The organism is Streptomyces cyaneochromogenes (assembly GCF_003963535.1).
GTDB classification, from domain to species: domain Bacteria; phylum Actinomycetota; class Actinomycetes; order Streptomycetales; family Streptomycetaceae; genus Streptomyces; species Streptomyces shaanxiensis.
Window position 1 is genome coordinate 5,312,754 of sequence record NZ_CP034539.1, and the last position, 20,907, is coordinate 5,333,660.

19 protein-coding genes and 1 pseudogene are annotated in these 20,907 nt (G+C 73.1%); 7 read left to right on the forward strand and 13 right to left on the reverse strand.

The window, feature by feature from the left end:
- Positions 1–4: 4 nt before the first annotated feature.
- Positions 5–571, reverse strand: a complete 567-nt coding sequence (locus EJ357_RS24130; protein ID WP_126393640.1) for a tellurite resistance TerB family protein — start codon at positions 569–571, stop codon at positions 5–7.
- 203 nt (positions 572–774) lie between these two features.
- Here EJ357_RS24130 and EJ357_RS24135 point away from each other — a divergent pair, with 203 nt between their 5' ends.
- Positions 775–1,620, forward strand: coding sequence for a PP2C family protein-serine/threonine phosphatase (locus EJ357_RS24135; RefSeq protein ID WP_126393641.1), 846 nt, complete (start codon positions 775–777; stop codon positions 1,618–1,620).
- A gap of 101 nt (positions 1,621–1,721) precedes the next feature.
- Positions 1,722–2,741: an MASE1 domain-containing protein gene (locus EJ357_RS24140; RefSeq protein ID WP_126393642.1), complete on the forward strand. Its 1,020-nt coding sequence runs from the start codon at positions 1,722–1,724 to the stop codon at positions 2,739–2,741.
- 18 nt (positions 2,742–2,759) lie between these two features.
- On the opposite strand, the gene EJ357_RS24145 is transcribed toward EJ357_RS24140, so the two are convergent.
- Positions 2,760–3,380 carry a DUF7691 family protein gene (locus tag EJ357_RS24145; RefSeq protein ID WP_126393643.1) on the reverse strand — a complete coding sequence of 207 codons (621 nt, stop codon included), beginning with the start codon at positions 3,378–3,380 and terminating at the stop codon, positions 2,760–2,762.
- A gap of 248 nt (positions 3,381–3,628) precedes the next feature.
- On the opposite strand from EJ357_RS24145, the gene EJ357_RS24150 reads away from it, so the two are divergent.
- Entirely contained in the window at positions 3,629–5,002 is a 1,374-nt protein-coding gene (locus tag EJ357_RS24150) for a cryptochrome/photolyase family protein (protein ID WP_126393644.1), read from the forward strand.
- A gap of 13 nt (positions 5,003–5,015) precedes the next feature.
- Here EJ357_RS24150 and EJ357_RS24155 read toward each other — a convergent pair whose 3' ends face one another.
- From EJ357_RS24155 to EJ357_RS24200, 10 genes are all read right to left on the reverse strand, one after another.
- Positions 5,016–5,525: a hypothetical protein gene (locus EJ357_RS24155; RefSeq protein WP_175647495.1), complete on the reverse strand. Its 510-nt coding sequence runs from the start codon at positions 5,523–5,525 to the stop codon at positions 5,016–5,018.
- 225 nt (positions 5,526–5,750) lie between these two features.
- Positions 5,751–6,950: a cysteine desulfurase-like protein gene (locus EJ357_RS24160; protein ID WP_126393645.1), complete on the reverse strand. Its 1,200-nt coding sequence runs from the start codon at positions 6,948–6,950 to the stop codon at positions 5,751–5,753.
- 135 nt (positions 6,951–7,085) lie between these two features.
- Positions 7,086–7,406, reverse strand: a complete 321-nt coding sequence (locus EJ357_RS24165) for a GYD domain-containing protein (protein WP_126393646.1) — start codon at positions 7,404–7,406, stop codon at positions 7,086–7,088.
- 135 nt (positions 7,407–7,541) lie between these two features.
- Positions 7,542–8,111, reverse strand: a complete 570-nt coding sequence (locus EJ357_RS24170; RefSeq protein ID WP_175647496.1) for a DinB family protein — start codon at positions 8,109–8,111, stop codon at positions 7,542–7,544.
- Between the two features lie 43 nt (positions 8,112–8,154).
- The gene (locus EJ357_RS24175; RefSeq protein WP_126393648.1) at positions 8,155–8,739 is read right to left on the reverse strand and encodes a cysteine hydrolase family protein; all 585 of its coding nucleotides are present in this window, start codon (positions 8,737–8,739) and stop codon (positions 8,155–8,157) included.
- A gap of 39 nt (positions 8,740–8,778) precedes the next feature.
- Positions 8,779–9,735, reverse strand: a complete 957-nt coding sequence (locus EJ357_RS24180; RefSeq protein WP_126393649.1) for a TIGR03557 family F420-dependent LLM class oxidoreductase — start codon at positions 9,733–9,735, stop codon at positions 8,779–8,781.
- Between the two features lie 812 nt (positions 9,736–10,547).
- Positions 10,548–12,029, reverse strand: coding sequence for an aminotransferase class I/II-fold pyridoxal phosphate-dependent enzyme (locus EJ357_RS50545; RefSeq protein WP_126393650.1), 1,482 nt, complete (start codon positions 12,027–12,029; stop codon positions 10,548–10,550).
- Positions 12,030–12,198: 169 nt separating this feature from the next.
- A complete protein-coding gene (locus EJ357_RS24190; RefSeq protein WP_126399912.1) occupies positions 12,199–13,263 on the reverse strand; it encodes a Ppx/GppA phosphatase family protein in 1,065 nt (354 codons plus the stop codon).
- Positions 13,264–13,412: 149 nt separating this feature from the next.
- On the reverse strand, positions 13,413–15,203 hold the full coding sequence (locus EJ357_RS24195) for a transglycosylase domain-containing protein (protein ID WP_126393651.1): 1,791 nt from the start codon (positions 15,201–15,203) through the stop codon (positions 13,413–13,415).
- Positions 15,200–16,261 carry a sigma factor-like helix-turn-helix DNA-binding protein gene (locus EJ357_RS24200; protein ID WP_126393652.1) on the reverse strand — a complete coding sequence of 354 codons (1,062 nt, stop codon included), beginning with the start codon at positions 16,259–16,261 and terminating at the stop codon, positions 15,200–15,202. Before EJ357_RS24200 ends, EJ357_RS24195 begins: the two co-directional genes overlap by 4 nt.
- Before the next feature lie 192 nt (positions 16,262–16,453).
- Between EJ357_RS24200 and EJ357_RS24205 the strand changes: the two genes are divergently transcribed.
- The 4 genes from EJ357_RS24205 (at position 16,454) to EJ357_RS24220 (ending at position 19,950) form a co-directional block, all read left to right on the forward strand.
- Positions 16,454–16,969, forward strand: coding sequence for a SigE family RNA polymerase sigma factor (locus EJ357_RS24205; protein WP_126393653.1), 516 nt, complete (start codon positions 16,454–16,456; stop codon positions 16,967–16,969).
- Complete coding sequence (locus EJ357_RS24210) at positions 16,959–17,657, forward strand: hypothetical protein (protein ID WP_126393654.1); 699 nt, start codon at positions 16,959–16,961, stop codon at positions 17,655–17,657. Before EJ357_RS24205 ends, EJ357_RS24210 begins: the two co-directional genes overlap by 11 nt.
- Positions 17,658–17,667: 10 nt before the next feature.
- Positions 17,668–18,615: an RNA polymerase sigma-70 factor gene (locus EJ357_RS24215; RefSeq protein WP_126393655.1), complete on the forward strand. Its 948-nt coding sequence runs from the start codon at positions 17,668–17,670 to the stop codon at positions 18,613–18,615.
- Positions 18,616–18,750: 135 nt separating this feature from the next.
- Complete coding sequence (locus EJ357_RS24220) at positions 18,751–19,950, forward strand: NAD(P)/FAD-dependent oxidoreductase (RefSeq protein WP_126393656.1); 1,200 nt, start codon at positions 18,751–18,753, stop codon at positions 19,948–19,950.
- A gap of 14 nt (positions 19,951–19,964) precedes the next feature.
- On the opposite strand, the pseudogene EJ357_RS24225 reads toward EJ357_RS24220, so the two are convergent.
- Positions 19,965–20,892: pseudogene (locus tag EJ357_RS24225) on the reverse strand (helix-turn-helix domain-containing protein); the annotation flags it as partial.
- Between the last annotated feature and the right edge of the window lie 15 nt (positions 20,893–20,907).

Sequence of the window (20,907 nt, forward strand, 5' to 3'; positions counted from 1 at the left end):
CCGGTCAGAGACCGAACTCCTGCGGGGACAGACCCAGGGTCGAGCACGCCTCGCGCAGCACCTGCTCCTCGGCCGGGGCGACGTAGCCGTCCGCGCCCGCGACGACGAAGCCGGTCTGGACGACCGCCCTGGCCTCCGTCGGCTTCTTCGCCGCCTTGGCGATCTCCTGGAGGGCCTCGGTCTTGCCCTGCTGGAAGTTGTACGACAGCTGGTCGACGTGCTTGTTGAAGCGCTGGCGCAGCTGCTCGGACGGGAAGTTCTGCAGGACGTCGTTGTTCAGGATCAGCGACTCCACGTGCTGGCGCTCGGCCGGGTCGACATGCCCGTCGGCGGCGGCGACCAGGGCGCACATGGCCATGCTGGCGTCACGGTAGGCACCGCTCTTCAGCTCCGTCTTGAGGGACGTGAGCTGGGACTTGAGCGCGCTCACCAGCTGCGCCTTCGAGCCCCCGGAGGATCCCGAACCCGGCCGGCCGTGCCCGCCCGCGCCGTGCCCGCCCGCGCCGGTCCTGCCCTGCGCCTGCTGCTGCAGACCCTTGGCCTGGTCCTTGATCCGATCCCACATCGCCATCCGTGCCACCTCGGCTTCAGCCCGTGTCGTTCCGGTCGCGGCGCGTGTTTCCACGCGTCCCCCTGGCAACTCCCCCCGACCGCGCGAAGTTCCCGGCCGGGCTCGGGCCGCTGATCCGCGAGGAACCCGTGGGCCCCGGCACAGGGGGTACCGTAAAAGCGTCTTGAATGGCGCAACTCCGCAGAAACCCGGAGTGTGATGCCATGCCTCACCGTCGTACCGCCCAGCCCGGTGGCACCGGAGATCTGCTCCAGACGCTCGGCGATCTGACAGGCCGGATACTGGACCGGATCAAGTTCCAGCAGGCCCGCGTCGAACTCGCCGCCGCGCTGCAGCGCCAGGTCCTCGCGGGCGAGCTGCCGGTCCTGCCCTGCCTGCACGCGGCGGGACGGTACGCCCCCGCGCGGGCCGGGCTGGACATCGGGGGCGACTGGTACGACGGGTTCCACATGCCCGACGGCTCGGTCGGGTTCGCGATCGGGGACGTGCAGGGGCACGACGTCGAGGCGGCCGCGCTCATGGGGCAGGTGCGCACCTGTCTGCGGGCCGTCGCGACCGCCACCACGGACCCGGCGGAGGTGCTCCGCCGCACCAACGACCTGCTGGTCTCCATGGACTCCGGCCTCTTCGTCACCTGCTCGTTCCTGCGCTTCGACCCGGTGACGAACGAGCTCGCCGACGCCCGCGCCGGGCATGTCCCGGCCGTCTGGGCGACGGACGACGGCCGCTGCGACATCGTGATGAACGAAGGCGGACTGCCGTTGGGCATCCAGGCCGGCGAGAACTATCCGTCGACCCGTCGGTCGCTGACCGACGTGGGTGTGTTCGTGCTGGTCACCGACGGGTTGGTGGAGGGCCCCAGCTACCCGATCGAGGAAGGGCTGGAGCGGGTGGCCGCGCTGGCGGGCGGCAGCGCCTGCCGCAGTGATCCGGACGAGCTGGCCCGGCGGATCATCCGGGTGGCGGACGCCACCGGCCACAGCGACGACGCGGCCGTCCTCGTCCTTCGCTACGGAGGGCTCCAGCAGCAGAGGCAGGACGAGGGGTGAACGGGCATGCGCGGCTTCGATGACGTGGCCGGCGTCGGATACGACGCGCAGGGCGCCCGTGCGGACCACCCCGCCCGGCACCGACCGCGGGGCAGGCGGAGATGACCGACGCGGCACACGGTGCGCTGCGCCGGCAGTACGCCGTCGAAGGCCTGCGGGTGGCAGCCGTCGTGGCCGCCTACTACGTCAGCGGCAAGATCGGTCTGCAGCAGGAACTGGTACGCGGGCAGGTCACGCCGTTCTGGCCGCCCACCGGCATCGCCCTCGTCGTCCTGCTGCTGTGGGGCCTGCGGATGTGGCCGGCCGTCGCGCTCGGCGCGTTCCTGGTGAACGTGACGCTGGGTCCGTCGATCCTCCCCGTGCTCGCCATCACCGCCGGCAACACGCTCGCGCCGGTGTTCGCCTTCCTGCTGCTGCGGCGCGTGGGCTTCCGTATCACTCTGGACCGGCTCCAGGACGCCCTGGCGCTGGTCTTCCTCGGGGCCCTGATCGGGATGGTGGTCAGCGCGACGGTCGGCACGGGGGTGCTCGTGGCCGCCGACGCGCTGGCGGCCGATGACTTCTGGCCGACCTGGTCGGTGTGGTGGACCGGCGACGCGATGGGTGTCCTGGTCGTCGCGCCGCTCCTGCTGGCCGCGCGCGAGGCCCGGCGGCCACGGCGGGTGTCCGCGCTGCGCTGGGCCGAGGCGGTGGCGCTGCTCGGCGGCACGGCGGCGGTCTCGGTGCTGGCCACGCACAGCCGGGTCGACCTGCTCTTCCTCGTCGTCCCCTTCCTGATCTGGGCGGCCTTCCGCTTCCAGCTCGCCGGTGCCGCCCCCTGCGTGCTGATCGCCTCCATGATCACCATCCACGCGGGGGCGACGGGGGCGGGCCCCTTCGCCGGGCACGACCTCCTCGCCCAGATGGTCATCCTCCAGGCCTTCAACGGCACCGTGTCCCTGACCGCCCTGCTGCTCTCGGCGATCATCACCGAGCGCAACCGCACCCTCGGGGAGATCGAGCGGGTCTGCGAACGCCTCACCGAAGCCCTGTCCCAACTCGCGCCGGAGGAGACCCTCGACCGGTCGTCACCGTCCCGGGCGGGCGAACGCGACCACCGAAGGGAACGGCACCGGCCGTGAACGCCCGCGTCCGCGACGTCAGGAACGGAACCCGATGACCCCGAAGCCCGGCTGTTCCTCGGCGCGCCTCATCCAGCCGAGGCACTGCATGACGGCGTCCACGATCTCGGGCTCCAGCGGCGGCGCCTCGCCCGACTCGTCGACCGCCCGCTTGGTGGCCTCGAACTGTTCCAGCGCCCGTGCGATGTCCTCGGGCGTCCAGGTGCCGCAGCCCGGTGTGTGGGTGTACGGCAGCGGGGCGGGCAGAGCGCCGTAGCCGAAGTCCTCGACGGACACGGCGGTGATGCCGAGCGCCTTCAGGCCCTGGTCGACCTGTGACAGCCAGTCGCCCCGGTGCGGTGTGAAGCAGCTGTTGTCCAGGAACGTGCCGGTGAGCGAGCACAGCCGCTTGTACGCGTAGCCGTACTGGAAGGCGTGGTCCTCGCTCTCGCTGAAGGGCCCGCCGTGGACGACCGCGCGCAGCGCCTCGTACGCCGTGGGGGCGCCGCGCTCGATCTCGTGACCGAAGCAGTCGTCGTCGCGGGTCAGGTCGTCCCCGAAGTCGTCGCGTATGACCTGCAGCAACTGGTCGTTGCGGGATCCGACCAGGGCACGGGTGGCGGCGACGTCGAGCAGGTGGACGCTCAGCGAAGAACTCATGCCTCGAACCCAGGGGATGCCACTGACATCGCAGGGGCCGTCACGCGCGCAGGGCGCCGCCCATGGTGTGCGGATGCCGTGCCGGGGTCCGGGCCGCACCCGCACCCGCACCGGGCCACGCGGCAGCGCGCAGGTTCCGCCGGCTACGGCGGTACGGCCCGTAACATCGCCGCCGCGGCCGAAGGGGCCGGCCCACCGCCCGAGGCCCCACCCCCAAACGGCCCCACCCACCAGGGGATCGAGGAACCTTGCGCGTCTGCGTCGCCCTCTTCACCGCGGACCTGCGGCTGCACGACAACCCCGTGCTGCAGGCCGCCCTGCGGGACGCGGAACGCGTGGTCCCGCTGTTCGTCGTCGACAGCGGCATCCGTCGCACCGGCTTCGCCGTGCCCAACCGTGCGGCGTTCCTCGCCGACAGCCTGGCCGATCTCGACGCGGCCCTCAGGGAGCGGGGCGGGCGGCTGGTGGTGCGGGTCGGTGACGTGGTCGAGGAGACCTGCCGGGCGGCGGCCGAGACCGGCGCCGAGGCCGTGCACCTCGCGGGCGGGGTGAGCCGGTACGCGGTACGGCGCGAGGAACGGCTGCGGGCGGAGCTGGCCGGTGACCGGCGCGAACTGCGCGTCCACGACGCCTCGTTGACGGCCGTACCGCCGGGGGCGCTGACCCCGGCGGGCAGCGGCAAGGACCACTTCGCGGTCTTCACGCCGTACTTCCGCCGCTGGGAGAGCTTCTCCGTACGGCGCGTGCTGCCGGCCCCGGACGCCGTACGGCCGCCCGACGTGCGCTCGGCCGGCCTGCCCGGGGCGCAGGCCCTCGCGTCGGGCTCCCCCTCGCCGGGACTGCCCGACGGCGGGGAGTCCGAGGCCCGCCGCAGGCTGCGGGCCTGGCTGTCCGGCCCGCTGTCCGCCTACGACGAACGGCACGACGACCTCGCCGCCGACGCGACCTCCCGGCTCTCGCCGTACCTGCACTTCGGCTGCCTGTCCCCCGCCGAACTGCTGCACCGGGCCCGCGCCCAGGACAACCCCGGCGCGCACGCGTTCGTCCGCCAGCTCGCCTGGCGCGAGTTCCACCACCAGGTCCTGGCGGCCCGCCCGGACGCCGCCGACCACGACTACCGCCCCCGGCGCGACCGTTGGCGCCGCGCCCCGAAGCAGACCGAGGCCTGGCGGGACGGCCGTACGGGCTATCCGGTCGTCGACGCGGCCATGCGCCAGCTCCGCCACGAGGGCTGGATGCCGGGCCGGGCCCGTCTGCTCGCGGCGAGTTTCCTCGCCAAGACGCTGTACGTGGACTGGCGGGTGGGCGCCCGCCACTTCCTGGATCTGCTGGTCGACGGCGATGTCGCGAACAACCAGCTCAACTGGCAGTGGGCCGCCGGAACCGGCACGGACACGCGCCCGAACCGGCTCCTCAACCCCCTTGTCCAGGCACGCCGTTTCGACCCCGACGGGGAGTACGTACGCCGCTGGCTCCCGGAACTGCGCCACCTCGACGCCAGGGCGGTCCACCGTCTCCCGCGGCTCGACGACGCCGACCGCGCGGGTCTGGACTACCCCGCCCCGATCGTGGACCTGGAGGCGGCGGCCGCCCGGTTCAGGGCGGGGCGGGGCGTCGACTGACGGGACGGGCGGCTCAGCCGTAGAGCGCGACCCTCGGGGCCACCGTGCCCTTGGCCTCCGGGTTGACGACGGTCAGCCGGTAGACCTGGGTGAGGGTCTCGCCCGCGGGCAGCGTGCGCCGGGCGGTCGTGAGGTCGGTGAACAGCGTGCCCGTCTGGGTGCCGACCTGCACGGGCTCCCAGCAGCCGCGCGCGGTGCGCCGCTCCAGCCTGACGTCCGCCGGGGTCAGGAACGGCCCCGCCTCCGGGGACGTCACGAGGAGCTGGGGAGCGACCGTGCGGGCGGCCGTCGAGTCGTTGCGGTAGGTGACCGTGAACTCGTGCGGCTCGCCGTCGGCCGGGAGGGCGCTCGTGGGCAGGTCCACGAAGTCCGTGGGGATCGCGGGCGCCTGCTCCTGCGCGGCCGTGGACGCCGCCATGGACGGCTGCGTGGCCGCCATGGCGGGGCTCGCCATGGCCAGGCCGGAGAGCGCCACGATGAGCGCCAGGGAAGCGAGCCTGAGACGACTGTTCTTCAACGACACGTTCGCTGTTCCTTCGAATTCGCTCGGGTGAACTGGTCTTCCCGGAAGGGCTGCCGGCCGCGGACGTTCCCAAGGGTACGCATCGCAGCCCAGGTGGCGGGAGCAGCCCGGCGGATCGGCCGAACGGCCGAGGCGGGTGACGTGTGCCGCCCGTGATGCTGAGGGGTGCGGTTGTGAATCCGACCGCAAAGCTCAAACTTTCAAACACCCTACGGGGGGCGGAGGTCAGAGGAAGGTGGCGAGGCCGTCGAGGAAGCGGTCCACGTCGTGGGCGGTGTTGTAGGGGGCAAGGCCCGCGCGCAGGGCGGGGTCCTCCAGTTTCAGCGCGGCGAAGGGCTCGTACGCGTAGAACGACCCGGCCGGTGCCACCACGCCGCGTGCGGCCAGGTGGGCCTGGGCCTCGCGGGCGTCGCGGCCGTCCAGGGTCATCAGCAGGGTCGGGGTGCGGTCGGCCGCCTTCGAGTGCGGGGTGACGGCGTCGCCGAGAGCGCGCAGCCCGTCTTCCAGCCTCGTGCGCAGCACCCGCTCGTGCTCGTGCAGGGAGTCCAGCGCATACGCCAGCCGCTCCCTGCGCGTGCCCGCCGCACCCGGGTCCAGCGCGGCGAGGAAGTCGACGGCCGCGGTGGCGCCCGCCAGGGTCTCGTACGGCAGCGTGCCGAACTCGAAGCGTTCCGGGACGGTGTCGGGGGAGGGCAGGAGCTTGTCCGGACGCAGGGTTTCGAGGAGCCCGGGCGCCGCCGCGAGCACCGCGCAGTGCGGTCCGAGGAACTTGTACGGCGAGCAGACGAACAGGTCCGCCCCGAGCGCGGGTACGTCCACGAGGTGGTGCGCGGCGTAGTGCACGCCGTCCACGTACACCAGGGCGCCGACCTCGTGGGCCAGGTCGGCGATGCGGCGGACGGGGGGCTTGGTGCCGAGCACGTTCGAAGCCGCCGTGACAGCGACCAGCCGCGTACGGGGGGACAGCGCCCGCTCGAACGAGGCGAGGTCGAGCTCCGTCGTCTCCGGGTCGATCTCGATCCAGCGGACCGTCACTCGGGCCCGCTCGGCCGCCTGCAGCCAGGGGCGGACGTTGGCGTCGTGGTCGAGACGGCTGACGACGATCTCGTCCCCGGCCCGCCAGTCCTTGGCCAGGTGGCGCGAGAAGTCGTAGGTCAGCTGGGTGGCGCTGCGGCCGTGCACGACACCGTTCGCGGGCACGTGGAGCAGATCGGCGTAGGCGGCGCGGAAGTCCGCGACGGCGCGCTCGGCGTTGAGTTCGGACGGGCTGACGGTGCCCCGGTTGGACAGCGGGCCGGTCAGCGTCGCCGCGATGGCGTCGGCGACGGGGCGGGGGGTCTGCGTGCCGCCCGGTCCGTCGAAGAAGGCGAGGCCGGAGTCGAGGGAGGGGAAGTGGGCGCGCAGGGCGGTGAGGTCGATGGCCATGGGGTCACTCTCGCCTCGGCCTCGCCGACACGTAAAGCGGTCGATCACGCCGTGGACACGGACGGCCTGCCATTCCAGGTCCTGCCGTGGTCGTACGACACCCTTGACGCGGTGGTGCCGGGCGCGCGCTCGGTCCTAGGCGCCGGGTGCCCGGAAGGCGACCTGCCTGCGGATGGCCTCGTCGACCTCGGCGAGGGTGAGGAGGGGGGTGGCCCGGGTGCGCAGGGCGCCGCTGGCCTTGACCCTGAGGCTGATGGCGGCCATCGACACCGGGTCGGGGAAGTCGATGATGCACACGAGGTCGTCCTCGCCGAAGACGAAGTACATGGCCTCGACCGAGCCGCCGAGGTCGGCGACGACCTGGTCGACGGAGGCCCGGCGCCCACTCGCGCCCTCCGCCAGCAGCCCCTTGGTGCCCTCGGGCGTGTAGCTCGCCTGAACGAGGAACTTCGGCATCGGGACGCTCCCTGCCCGTCGCTGGTCCGGTACGCGAGATGGCCTTCCCGCCGCGACGCCGGCCGCCCCGCGTCGCATGCCCGGATTCACTCGGATGCCGGTCCGATGACGTCGGCCCGGACGCGGTCGGCCTTCCTACTGGCCCACCCTGCCGTCCACGCACTCGCGCAGCAGGTCGGCGTGGCCGCAGTGGCGGGCGTACTCCTCGATGCGGTGCACCAGCAGCTCACGGACCGCGAAGCCGTCCTTCCCCAGCCGCTCGGACAGGTCCGGGTGCTCGGCCAGCGCGGCGTCGGTCGCCGCCTGCTCGCGTTCCAGATCGGCGTACGCGGCGTCGACCACGGCCTGTTCGGCGACGGCTCCGTCGAAGTCGCCGTCGGGCCCGCCGTACAGCTGAGGCAGCGGCTCGCCGTCGGTGATCCAGTTCTGCCAGTCCCGCTCGACCTCGGCGAGGTGCCGGATCAGGCCGAGCAGGGACATCGTCGACGGCGGAACCGACCGACGGGCCAGTTGCTCCGGGTCCAGGCCCTCGCACTTCATCCGCAGTGTCAGGCGGTAGCCCGTCAGGAAGTCCTGCAGAGTGGCGAGTTCGCCGTCCGGACTGACTCCGTCGCTGTTGCGGGGGTCGCTGTCCGGGTCGACCCACATGTCGGGGTAGACGGTCGCCTGGCTCCAGCGTGCGGGTTCGTCGGTCATGCGTTCCATGTTCGTCTGCGAGGGCCCGGCCCCGCCAGTGAGTTTGGGGCCGCTACGGAGCGGTGAAGGGACGGGTGAAGTCGATCTCCTTCGCCGTGACGATCCGGGCCCCCATGTTGCGCCGCATCATCTCCAGGGCGGCGGACGCCAGATGGGGGTGGATGGAGGCGACGGCGTCCTCGGGCACGGTGACCTCCAGGTGGCGGATGTGCGCGTCCAGGGCGGAGTAGAGGACGCACTGCTCGGTGACCTGGCCGGTCAGCACCACGTGTCCTACCTCCAGTCGCCACAGGAGGTAGGACAGCGGGGTCTCGTAGAAGACGGAGTGGCGGGCCTTCACCACGAAGAGCGACTTGTCGTCGGGCCGTATCGGCTCGATGAGGTCGGCGTGCGGGCGGGACAGCGCGGTGTCCACGAGTTCTCCGTGGTGCGAGCGCCACAGTCCGAAGTTGTCGTTCGCGTAGATCACCGGCACGTCCGCCTCGCGGGCTCGTCCGATCAGCTCCGCAAGCACCGGTACGACCCGCCCGGCGGACGGTACGAGCAGGTCGGCGTCCTCGTGGTCGTATGTGTTGATCATGTCGATCACGACGAGAGCCGCCGCCTTCGGCTCTCCGGGTCCGTTCCGCCGGTCCACGTCCCTCGCCGTCCGTCCCTCGCCGTCCGTCCGGTGCCGTCAGGCACGCAGTTGCGGAAGGATCTTCGTGCGGTAGAAGTCGAAGAAGCCCTGCTGGTCCTTGCCGATCTGGCTGACGTACACCGTGTCGAACCCCGCGTCGACGAACGCGGTCAGGGCCTCGAGATGCGCGTCCGGATCGTCCCCGCACGGTACGGACGACGCCACCTGGTCCTCCGTGACCAGCTCGGAGGCCTGCTCGAAGTGGCTCGGGGTGGGCAGGATCTGGGCCAGTTCCCCGGGGAGCTGCTCGTTCGCCCACAGGCGGTGCGCGGTGCGCCGTGCCTCCCGCTGGTCCGTGCCCCAGCACACCTTGGGTCCTCCGTACACCGGCTTGGTGGTGCCGCCCGCGCGGCGGAAGCGCTCGACCAGGGCGGTGTCGGGCATCGTCGTGATCAGCCCGTCGCCGATCCGCGCCGCGACCTCGGCGGCCTGCGGGCCGAAGGCGGAGACGTCGATGGGTATCGGCTCGTCGGGCAGGGTGTAGAGGCGGGCGTTCTCGACGGTGTAGTGCTTGCCGTAGTGGCTCGTCCGCTCGCCGGTGAACAGCTTGCGGATGACCTGGAGGGCCTCCTCCAGCATTTCCAGGCGTACGGACGCCTCGGGCCAGTGGGTGCCCAGGATGTGCTCGTTGAGCGCCTCGCCGGTACCGACACCGAGCCGGAACCGGCCGCCCAGAGCGGCGGCGCTGGTGGCGGCGGCCTGGGCGATCACCGCGGGATGCGTGCGCAGGACGGGGCAGGTCACGGCCGTCTCCACGGGCAGCGAGACGGCCTGGGACAGCGCGCCGATCACCGTCCACACGAACGGACTCTGACCCTGGGCGTCGTTCCACGGGTGGTAGTGGTCCGAGATCCAGAGAGAGTCGAAGCCGGCCTGCTCGGCCATGCGGGCCTGCTCGACGAGTGCTGCCGGGCCGTGTTCCTCGGACGACAGGAAGTATCCGAAGTCGGGCATCGCGTTCTCCCAGGTGCGGCGTGTGGTGGAGGCGTGTCGTGACGCGTGAGGCGACGGTTCCGGGACGCGCCGCCGAGTACCCATGGGCCGGGTCGGCCTAACAGGGGGCGTGCTGCGGCCGTGATCCAGGCCGGATCGCCCCGGCGGCCGTGTGCTGGGTGCGTGTAGCCCGGGGTGCAACGGCCCCTGTGCCGTCGGCGGCGGAGGGCGGCGGCGAAGGCGGATGGACCTGGCGGTCCGCCCCGGGCGGCCACCCCGGCCGGCAGGGGCGCCGGTCGGGCCTGTGCGCTCTGCGGTGCGGGCGTTGCCGTCCTCGGCGTGTGGGGCGGGGGTGTTTCCGGCCGGGTTCTTCGGGGTGGCTGCCCGGGGTCGGCCTGACAGGGGGCGTGATCCGGCCGTGAAAGACGCCTGATCGCCCGGCGGCCGCGCGCTGGGCGGGTGTAGCCCGGGGTGCAACGGTCCCTGTGCCGTCGGCGGCGGAGGGCGGCGGGCGGAGAGCGGCGGCGAGGGCGGGTGGACTTGGCGGTTGGCCCCGGGCGGCCACCCCGGCCGGCAGGGGCGCCGGTCGGGCCTGTGCGCTCTGCGGTGCGGGCGGTTGCCGTCCTCGGCGTGTGCGGCGGCGGCGAATCCCGCCGGGGCCTGCGGGGCAGTGGATCTGCCCGAGCCTCGCAGGGCGGTGAATCAGCCCAGGCCCGGCGGGCGGCCCCCCAGGCCCGGCGGGCGGCCCCCCCAGGCCCAGCGGGCGGCAGCCCCCTCAGGCCCGGCGGGCGGCAATCCCCCAGGCCCCGCAGGGCAGCGGGGCGGCGCTGGGTTCAGGGTTCCGCGACGACCCGTACGGTGGTCAGGTGCCGGTCTGCGGCGTCCGGCAGGAACATGCCGGCCTCGACCCCTGTGACCAGGTACTTCAGTACCGGCTCGGTCAGGCGTTCGCCGGGCAGGATCACGGGGATGCCGGGTGGGTACGGGGTGATCATCTCGGCGGCGATCCGGCCGACGGCCTCGTTCGCGGGGACCTTCGCGTGCCGCGCGAAATAGGCGTCCCGGGGGAGGAGCGCCTGGTCCGTCCGCAGGTCGGCGGGGGAGGGGACGGCGACTTCGGGGGCGTCGCGCAGGTCGGCGTGGTCGGTGACGTGGGCGGACAGGTCGCGCAGGGCCGTCAGCAGCCGCGCCGTGGTCCGCTCGTCGTCGGCGTGGGTGAGCTGGGTGCTGATGCGCCGGTGGTCGAAGAGGTGGGCATCGAGGTGATGGTGGGCCCGCAGCCAGTCGGCCGCACGGTAGCCGCTGGTGCCGAGGCCGCCGATGTCGATGACGACCGGGAGCGGGTCGAAGTCGGCGGCGAGGCCGGGCCCGCAGAAGTCCTCGGCGTCGTTGACGTGGCAGCCGTCGATCGCCTCGATGGCCGTACGGGTGCGGGTGGCCAACTCCAGGGCCCCGCCGATGAGTTCGCGCCCATGCTGGACCATCTGGCGGCGCCAGGCGTCGATGCCGGCGTAGATCAGGACGTTCGGGCTGGTCGTGCCGAGGAGGTCGGCGCGCGAGGCGAGCTCGGCGGGGTCGATGAGGTCGCCCTGCAGGTGGAACACCGAGCCCTGCTCCAGGCCGCTGCCCATCTTGTGGATGCTGGTGACGCAGATGTCGGCGCCCGCGTCCATCGCCCACGTCGGCAGCTCTTCGTGGAAGGGCAGGTGCGCTCCCCACGCCTCGTCCACGATGAGCGGCTTGCCGAGCCGGTGGCAGACCTCGGCGAGGCCCCCGAGGTCGGCCGCGGCTCCGTACGGTGTGGGGCTGGTGACCAGGGCCCCGTCGGCGTCTGGATGCTCCGCGAACGCCTTGGCGTAGGCGGCCGGGGAGGGGGGATGGGCGAGGTGCCGGGAGGCGTCCCACCGGGGCTCCACCCACACCGGGTCGACACCGGACAGGATGAGTCCGGCGACGACCGACTTGTGCGCGTCGCGCCCGACGAGGAGCCGGTGGCCGGGGGAGGTCACCGCCAGCATCGCGGCCTTCACGGAGAGGGAGCTGCCGCACGTCGAGAAGAACGTGTGGTCCGCGTGCACCGCGTCGGCCATGAGGGACTCGGCCCTCGTCAGTACCCGGCCCCCGGAGAGCCGGTCGTCCAGGCCCCCGTTGGCCAGGACGTCGCCGAAGAAGACGGCGTCGCCCAGGACTTCGCGGGCGCGTGGATCCGCGCCGCGTGCCCGTTTGTGGCCCGGGGGCGTGAACCCCAGCTCGTCCACGTTCCGATACCGGGCGAGCGCCTCGAGAATCGGGGCCTCAGTGTGGTTCGCACCCATGCGGGGCGGGTTCCCCGGGGCCCGGCGGGCATGCGGGCCCGGTTTTCGCGGCGTGCGGGTGTGGGTGCGGGGGGCGTGGGGGAGCCCGGCGGTTCCGCGAGGCCTCCGCGCGCCGTTTCAAGGCGCCCTCTCCGCGCGCCGTTTCAAGGCGCCCTCTCCGGGCGTCGTCTCAGGGCGTCGGCGAAGACGCGGCCACACGCAGTGGCCGCGCCCCGACCACCCCTCCGTCCAGTCCCCGTTTTCCGTCCAGGCCCCGCTTCAGGTCGACGTGCCGTTCCAGGTCGACGGGCCGCTCCAGGTCGGCCCACCAGTCGGCGCCGTCCTCCAGATAGCGCAGGAGGATGCCCTCGCGCAGGGCCCAGGGGCAGATCGTCAGGGACTTCACGCCGCTGAGTTTCATCGCGGAGTGTCCGACGATCGCTCCCGCCAGGCTCTGCCGGGCCCGAGGGGCGGAGATGCCGGGCAGGGCGGCCCGCTCGGCGACGGACAGCGGGACCAGGCGGTCGACCGCCTGGCGCAGGTCGCGTCGGCGCAGGACCCGTTCGGCGAACGGGCCGTGACGCCCCGGAGCCGCGCCGCACAGCCGTGCCAGTTGCTGGAACGTCCGTGAGGTGGCGACGGCGGTGTGCGGGTGCTCCCAGCGGATGCGGGCGGAGACGTCCCGCAGTTGGTGGCGCGCCTTGCGGCGCAGGGCGGCCATGTCGGACGGCGCGGGAGGGTCCGTCGTGGCGAAGAACTCGTTGGTGAGACGGTTGGCGCCGAGCGGCAGGGAGGCCGCGAACTCGGGCGTCCTGCCGCGGCCGAAGGCCACTTCGAGGGAGCCGCCGCCGATGTCGAACAGGGCCAGCGGGCCCGAGCGCCAGCCCATCCAGCGCCGGGCACCCAGGAACGTCAGCCGGGCCTCCGCCTCACCCGGCAGTACGCGCAGACGCAGGCCGGTCCGGCTGTGTACGGCCGCCAGGACGTCCGCCCGGTCGGGTGCGTCGCGCACCACGGCGGTCGCGAAGGCCAGCGGTTCCGGCGCGCCCCACTGCCGCGCCATCTCGATCGCCGCGCTCAGCGCCTTCACCAGGTGTTCCGTCGCCTCTTCCCCAACGCGCCCGTCACTGCCGACCTGTTCGGACAGGCGCAGTTTCCACTTCGCGGTGTGCACCGGAAGGGGCACTCCGTCCCCCGCGTCGCACACGGCCAGTCGGACCGTGTTGGAGCCCGTGTCCAGCACACTTATTCTCACGGGCACGGAGTACCCCTTACGGGACATGTGAAGCGTCGGAGAGCGAGGCGCACAGGCGCATCGACCGCCCGGCCTGCCTCCCCCGCCGAATCCGTCCACAGCTGTGGACAACCCGCGCTCCCCTCGCGCGCCCCCCGCGTCACCCGACGTCACCCTCCCCCGGCGCCCTTCGACCCGTCCTTTGACCCGCCCTTCGCCCCGCCCTGCGTGGCAGCCCCCCAGATCCCCGCCGCCACCCCCTGCGCGAACTCGACCGGCGGCGGCACGTTCGGCAGTTGCGCGGGTGCCGTCGTGCCCTTCTTGCCGCCCGCCCGGTCGGCGAACAGGGCGACCGTCAGGGCGAGTCGGGCGTCGTAGCCGGTGGTCCACACGGTCCGCCGGGTGATCCCGCCACCCGCCCCGCCGGTGGTGAAGAGCCCCGCCTCCGCCGGGCCGACGGCGACGGGCGTCGGTACGGCACCCGTGCGCGCGCCCGCCATCAGCGCCTCCTTCTCGCCCAGTACCCGCCGCACGTCGGGGCTTGCCCGGTAGACGGTGCGGCCCTCCCGCGTGATGCGCGCGACGGTGTACGGGGCGGCGTACCTGCCGTCCGCGGCCAAAGTGGCGTACGCCGACGCCAGGTTCAGCGGGGTCGGCGCCGATGTCCTCAGCAGCGCGCGCAGCGGTTCGTCCGCTTCGCGCACCGCGCCGAACGGCTCCAGCGCTGTCCCCGCCTCCACCGCCCCGCTCACCGCGTCGTTGAACGGCTGACGGGCGTAGTCCGACCCCCCGTACAGCAGCCGCACCGCCCCGTCGCCGGGCACCATCCCGACGACGGCGGTGTGCACCCGGACACCGCCCTTTCCCCCGGGGTGCTCCTGGACACGTTGCGCGGTGCTGTCCTGGAGCGCCAGGTCGAAGGTGGTCGTCACGCTGTAGCCGCCGCTCGCCAGTTGGTCCTCGGTGATGCCGAGCCGGTCGGCGGCCTCCTTCGCGGCCACGTCGATCAGGTACTGCCGCTGCCCCTCGGTCTCGCCGGGCGGATAGAACCGGAACGCCGGGAAGCGTGCCGCGGCCCGCTCCCGTGCCGTGATGCTCCCGCTGGCCGCCATCGCGTCCAGCACCCACTCCCAGCGGTTCTCCAGCTTCGCGGTCACCTTCGGATCGGAGCCCGCCTTCTCGTAGTACGAGGGGATGTTGACGATGGACGCGAGCGCGGCGCCCTGCGCGACCGTCAGGTTCCTCGCGTCCACGCCGAAGTAGTTGCGCGCGGCCGACTGGATCCCGGCGGCACCCCGGCCGAAGTACACGGTGTTGAGATAGCCCTCCAGGATCTCGTCCTTACCGCGGGTGCGGTCCAGCTTGATTGCGACGATCGCCTCGCGCGCCTTGCGGGACAGTGACCGTTCCGGGCTGAGCAGCGCGTTCTTCACGTACTGCTGGGTGATGGTGGAGCCGCCCTGCGGTTCGCCGCCCGTCAGCGTCGCGAGCGCGGCCCGTGCGATGGCCTTCGGTGAGATCCCGCTGTCCGTACGGAAGGAGCGGTTCTCGGCGGCGATCACCGCTTCCTGCACATGCCGGGGGACCGCGGACAGCGGGACGTCCTGCCGGTCGACCGGTCCGCGCCGGCCCAGATAGGCGCCGTCCGTGTCGAGGAAGACGGTGCTCTGGGTGACGGTCTCGGGGTGCGGCTTCGGAATGGGCGTCAGGTGGTACGCCGTGACGGCCGCCGCGCACAGTGTGGCGAGCAGCGTGAGGAAGGCGTAGAGCAGCAGGCGCAGTCGCCGGCCCCGGGTGCGCCGGAACCGGATGCGCAGCGGGACTCGCTCGCGGCGCCGGGTCCGCTTCTCGACGCGCCGCGCCGTGCGCGCCGGGAGCGGGCCGTCCGGCCTGTCAGGCCCGTTCGCCTCGCCGGTCCCGTCGGTCTTGCTCGTCTTGCCTGTTTCATTCATCTCGTTCATATCCGCCACCACTCGCCGGTCGACCGTGCGGCGACCTTGCCCGCGGCGTCGTACACCGTGACGATCCGTTCGTCGGCGGCGGTGGAGAGGAACGCCTTGATGTCCTTCTCGGGCACGAGCGCGCTCGCGTACCAGAGGCCCCAGCCCGGACTGCCCGCCAGGACCAGGACTTTCGCGGTCGTCCTGCCGTCGCCGGTGTTCACCTCGACGCGGCCCGGTTCGCCGTCCAGGCCATGGAAGAGGCCGGACAGGAAGAGCCCGCCGTCGACGTTGTCCACCCGCAGGGAGACGCCCGGTTCGTCGCGGGCGGGCTCGCTGTCCTCCAGCCCCTTGAGGCGGACGGGCACCGCCCAGTGCCCGCGATCGGCCGTCAGCCACACCCGCACCCCCGGCCCGGCGGTCACCCGCTCGCCCGGCCCCACGACCCGGACCGGGCTCGCCGCCGGACCGGTGCCGTTCCCCGCCCGAGCACCGGAAGTCCCGCCCTGCGTAAGGCCCATGCGGTCGACGGCGAGCAGCGCGGCCGGCACGAGCAGCGCCGCGCACGCGGCCGAGGCCAGGGCGAGACGGCGCCGCCGCCGGACACGCCCTTCTGCCTGGAGGCCGGCCGGCGGCAGCTCGGACGAGGCGACGTCCTCCACGGCACGGGCGTACGTCTCGCGCAGCCGTCCGGGATCGGCGCCGGCCGCCCTGAGACCCTGTCTGACCAGGGCCCGCACCGCGCCCACCGAGCAGCCCAGCAACTGGGCGATCTCCGCGTCCGACAGCCCCTCCCAGAACCGCAGCACCAGAACGGCCCGGCGTCGCGCGGCCCGTCGGCCACGCAGCGGACGCAGATGGCCCCGCACCAGACAGCGCCGTACATGGAAGTCCACGTCGTTGCGCGGCACGCGGCGCCACCGCGCGCACATCCGCACCAGCGTTCTCCGCGCCAACTCCTGTGCCGCACCGGCGTCGTCGGTGAGCAGCCGCGCGGTCGTCACCAGTGCGGACCAGTGCGTCCGGGCGTACGCGGCGAAGTCGTGGTCGGCGGGGAGTACGTGGGGGGTCGGGGGCACGTGGGCGGTCCTTCGGCTCGGGAACTCGGGATCAACTGCGATTTCGCCGCAGGCGGGTTGAGCAGCCGGGAAGCCAACGCCGTTGAGGAAAGGGGAGCCTGGAACCCCTGTGCGCCGTCTTCCCGGACGGGACCTGTACGCACGGCGGAGGGGGCCGGGTTGCACGGCAAGGGCACGGATTCCGGTGGGGGCATGACCGAGGAAGAGTTCGACGCGTTCTACGCGACCGCGTTCCCCCGGCTGACCGGCCAGCTCTACGCCTTCACCGGAGACCACGGCGAGGCCCAGGACGTCGTGCAGGAGGCGTTCGTACGGGCCTGGGACCGGCGCAGGCAGTTCCTGGCGGACAGCGCCCCCGAGGCGTGGATCCGGACGGTGGCCATGCGGCTGGCGGTGAGCCGCTGGCGGCGGGCGAAACGCTGGCTGGAACTGGTACGGCGCACTCCGCCGCCCGTGTCCACGCCGGGGCCGGATCCCGAGCACACCGCGCTCGTGGTCGCCCTGCGCGAACTGCCCGAGGCGCAGCGGATGGCGATCGTCCTGCACCATCTGTGTGACCTGAGCGTGGAGCAGGTAGCCTCCGAGACCGGTGCGCCCGTGGGGACGGTCAAGGCGAGGCTGTCCCGGGGGAGGGCGGCTCTGGCGAAGAGTCTCGCGGTGGACGAGGCCGACGGGCCGGTACGGGAGGAGAGCGGCCGTGTCCGATGAACTCTCGTCCGCACTGCGCGAGTTGGCCGCGAGCCAGGGCACTGCCCCGGACGTCGGCGGCGCCGGGATACGCGCCAGGGCGATGCGCCGCAGGCGCCGGCGCCGTGCCGCCGTCACCCTCGGCGCGGGAACCGCGGCCCTCGCACTGCTGGGCCTCGCCCTGACGTCGGCCCTCGACGGGCCCTCGAACCACCCGGTCCGGCCACAGGTCCCGGCCGCGGAGGGGTCGGTGAGCGGCCCGGCCCAGTCCGTCCCGCCGTCCCCGAGCACCCCCCTGCCGGTCTCGGGCACGCTCAGCCTGCCCGACATCACCCTCACGGTCGGCCGCCGGCCGCTGTCGATCCTCTCGGCGTACGACGGCTCGATCGGGTTCACCGGCCCGCTGACGGTGGCCGCGAAGCACACCGAGAGGGACCTGGCGGTCGACGTACCGGCCAAGGGCCCCGTCAGCGTGAGCGTCCCCTACGTGGTCGAACTGCGCGACACCCAGGGCCGGACCCTCTACGTCGGCACCTTCACCAAGCCGTTGGCCCTGGGCGACCCCTACCCCACCAGCGACTGGATCGGCCTCGACGCCGAGGACGCCAAGTGGTTCTACGCCCGGATCCGCGTCGGCGACAGCATCGCGGTGACGACCCTCACGACGCCGAGTGCCACGCCCTCCGACCGTGCGCGCCCCGCGAGCTAGGATCCGGACCATGGCCCTGACCATGAACGACGTGGACCGGTTCGAGGCATCGAGGCCCCGCCTGGCGGCCATCGCCTACCGCCTGCTCGGCTCGGCGAGCGAGGCCGAGGACGCCGTGCAGGAGACGTTCCTGCGCTGGCAGGCCGCCGATGTCGACCGTGTCGAGGTCCCCGAGGCCTGGCTGACGAAGGTGCTCACCAACCAGTGCCTCAACCAGCTCACCTCGGCCCGCGCCCGGCGCGAGACCTACGTGGGCCAGTGGCTGCCCGAGCCGCTGCTCGCCGGGGACCCGATGCTCGGCCCGGCCGACACCGCCGAGCAGCGCGAATCGGTGTCGTACGCGGTCCTCGCCGTACTGGAGCGCCTCTCGCCGGGCGAGCGGGCGGTGTACGTGCTGCGGGAGGCCTTCGCCTATCCGCACCGGGAGATCGCCGAGATCCTCGACCTCACCGAGGCCGCCTGCCAGCAGATCTACCACCGCGCCAAGAAGCACGTCGCGGCCGGCAAGGCCCGCACCGAGGTCGACGAGGACGCCGCCCGGCGGATCGTCGAGGAGTTCCTCGCGGCCGCGACCAGCGGTCGTACCGAGCCTCTCGTGCGGCTGCTCACGCAGGACGCCGTCTCGATCGGTGACGGGGGTGGGAAGGTCCCGGCGCGCGCCAAGGCGTTCGAGGGCGCCCTGGCGGTGGCGAAGTTCCTGCGGGGCCTGTTCAAGCCCAGCGAGGCCAAGCGTGCGCTGGTCGGCGGCTCGCCCGAGGTGTACGCCACGACCGCCAACGGCGGCCCGGCCCTCGTGGCGGTCCTCGACGGGCGGGTCGTCGGCGTCATGTGCCTGGAGGTGACCGCCGACGGCATCGCCGGGTTCCGCAACCAGGTCAACCCCGACAAGCTCGAACGCGCGACCGAGCGGTGGGCGGCCACGGACCACGGGGAGCCCCTGCTGCGCAGCGCGTTCTGAAGGCACGTCACACGGCCGACCGGGCCATGTGACGTGCTTCACATTCCATTCCTGTCAGGAAACGGCGGGCCGTCCGGTTCAAGTGGCGAATCCGCTCAAGATCCGCCCAGGATCCGCCAAGACAGGAGTACGGACATGCAGCACCGCATCGTCGTCCTCGGAGCCGGCTACACCGGGGTGACCGCCGCAGGCCGCCTCGCCAAGCGGCTGCATCGCGCGGACGTCACCCTCACCCTCGTCAACGCCGAGCCCGACTTCGTCGAGCGCGTACGGATGCACCAGCTCGCGGTCGGCCAGGAGCTCAAGGCCCGGCCGTTCAGCGAGATGTTCGCGGGCACGGGCGTCGACCTGAAGCTCGCGAAGGTCACCGGCGTGGACGTCGACCGCAGGACCGTCGCCGTCACCGACGCGAGCGGCACGCAGGAACTGCTGGACTACGACACCCTCGTGTACGCCCTCGGCAGCGGCTGGCAGGACCACGGCGTCCCCGGCGCCGCCGAGCACGCCCACGAGATCGCCTCCCGCCCCGGAGCGCTCCGGCTGCGCGAGAGCCTGGCCCGGCTGGACGTCGGACAGCCCGTCGTCGTGGTCGGCGGCGGCCTCACCGGCCTGGAGGCCGTGACCGAGATCGCCGAGGCCCGCCCGGACCTCGACGTCGCCCTCGCCGCCCGTGGCGCCCTCGGCGACTGGCTCTCGCCCAAGGGCAGCCGGCACCTGCGCAAGGTCCTGGACGGGCTCGGCATCACCGTGCACGAGCACGCCGCGGTCACCGCCGTCGCGGCCGACCAGGTCAGCACCGCCGAGGGTGGCACGATCCCGGCCGCGGTCACCGTCTGGACCACCGGTTTCGCCGTCCACCCGATCGCGCGGGCCACCACCCTGGACGTCACCGACACCGGCCAGATCGTGGTCGACGGGACCATGCGCTCGGTCTCGCACCCCGACGTGTACGCCATCGGCGACGCGGCCATGGCGATGGGCGCCGGCGACAAGCCCCTGCGGATGTCGTGCGCCTCGGGCGGCTTCACCGCGTGGCAGGCCGCCGAGGCCATCACGGCCCGCCTGACCGGCGGGAAGCTCCCGAACGTGCCGCTGCGCTACTTCAACCAGTGCATTTCGCTGGGCCGCAAGGAGGGCTTGATCCAGTACGTCACCGCCGACGACCGCGCCGTCCGGGCGGCCCTGACAGGACGCCTTGCCGCCGTCTACAAGGAGCTGGTCTGCAAGGGCGCCGCCTGGAGTGTCGCCAACCCGACGTTCGGCATCCCGGTCCGGCGCCGCCGCGTCGTACGGGATCCCGACCTGGCGGGCGCGGCGGTCAGGGCGTCGGCCTGACCGGGCAGGCCCTGGCGGAAGGTGCGGCGGTAGGTGTCCGGGGGCACGCCGAGGGTGCGGTTGATGGCGGCGCAGTGTCGTGGCGGTGCCCATGCCGGTGGCCGTCGCGATGGCGTCGATGCCGTCGTCGGTGCTCTCCAGCAACTCCTGGGCGCGGCGGATCCGTTGGGTCAGCAGCCACTGCAGCGGGGTGGTGCCGGTGGCCGCCCGGAAGTGGCGGCCCAGATGGCGCGAGCTCATCCCGGCCCGGCGGGCCAGGTCCTCCACGGTCAGCGGCCGGTCCAGGCGCTCGACGATCCAGGGGAGCAGCGCGGAGAGCGGGTGGTCGTCCCGGGCGGGTACGGGGGCGGCGACGAACTGGGCCTGGCCGCCCGCCCGGTGCGGCGGCACGACCAGTCGGCGGGCGACGGTGTTGGCGACCGCCGAGCCGTGGTCGAGGCGGACGAGGTGCAGACACAGGTCCATGGCGGCGGCCTTGCCCGCCGAGGTGAGCACGCCGCCGTTGTCCACGTAGAGCACGTCGGGGTCGACCGTCACCTTCGGGTAGCGCTGGGCGAGCACCTCCGTGTGCGCCCAGTGCGTGGTCGCGCGCTTCCCGTCCAGCAGGCCGGCGGCGGCCAGGACGAAGGCGCCCGTGCACAGGGAGGCCACCCGGGCGCCCGCCTCGTGGGCCGCGCGCACCGCGTCGACCAGGCCGGCCGGCGGATCGACGTCGACGTCCGCCCAGCCGGGGACGATCACGGTGTCGGCGTACCGGAGCCGGTCGAGCCCGCCGTCGGGCTCCAGCAGGAACCGGCCGACCCGCACGGCGTGCGGCCCGCACACGGCGACGTCGTACCAAGGGACCCGCACGTCGGCCGGGGCGGCCCCGAACACCTCGTGGGCCACGGACAGTTCGAAGTGGAGCATGCCGTCGGTGACGGCCAGCGCGACAGTGCCCATGTCCGGAATTGTACG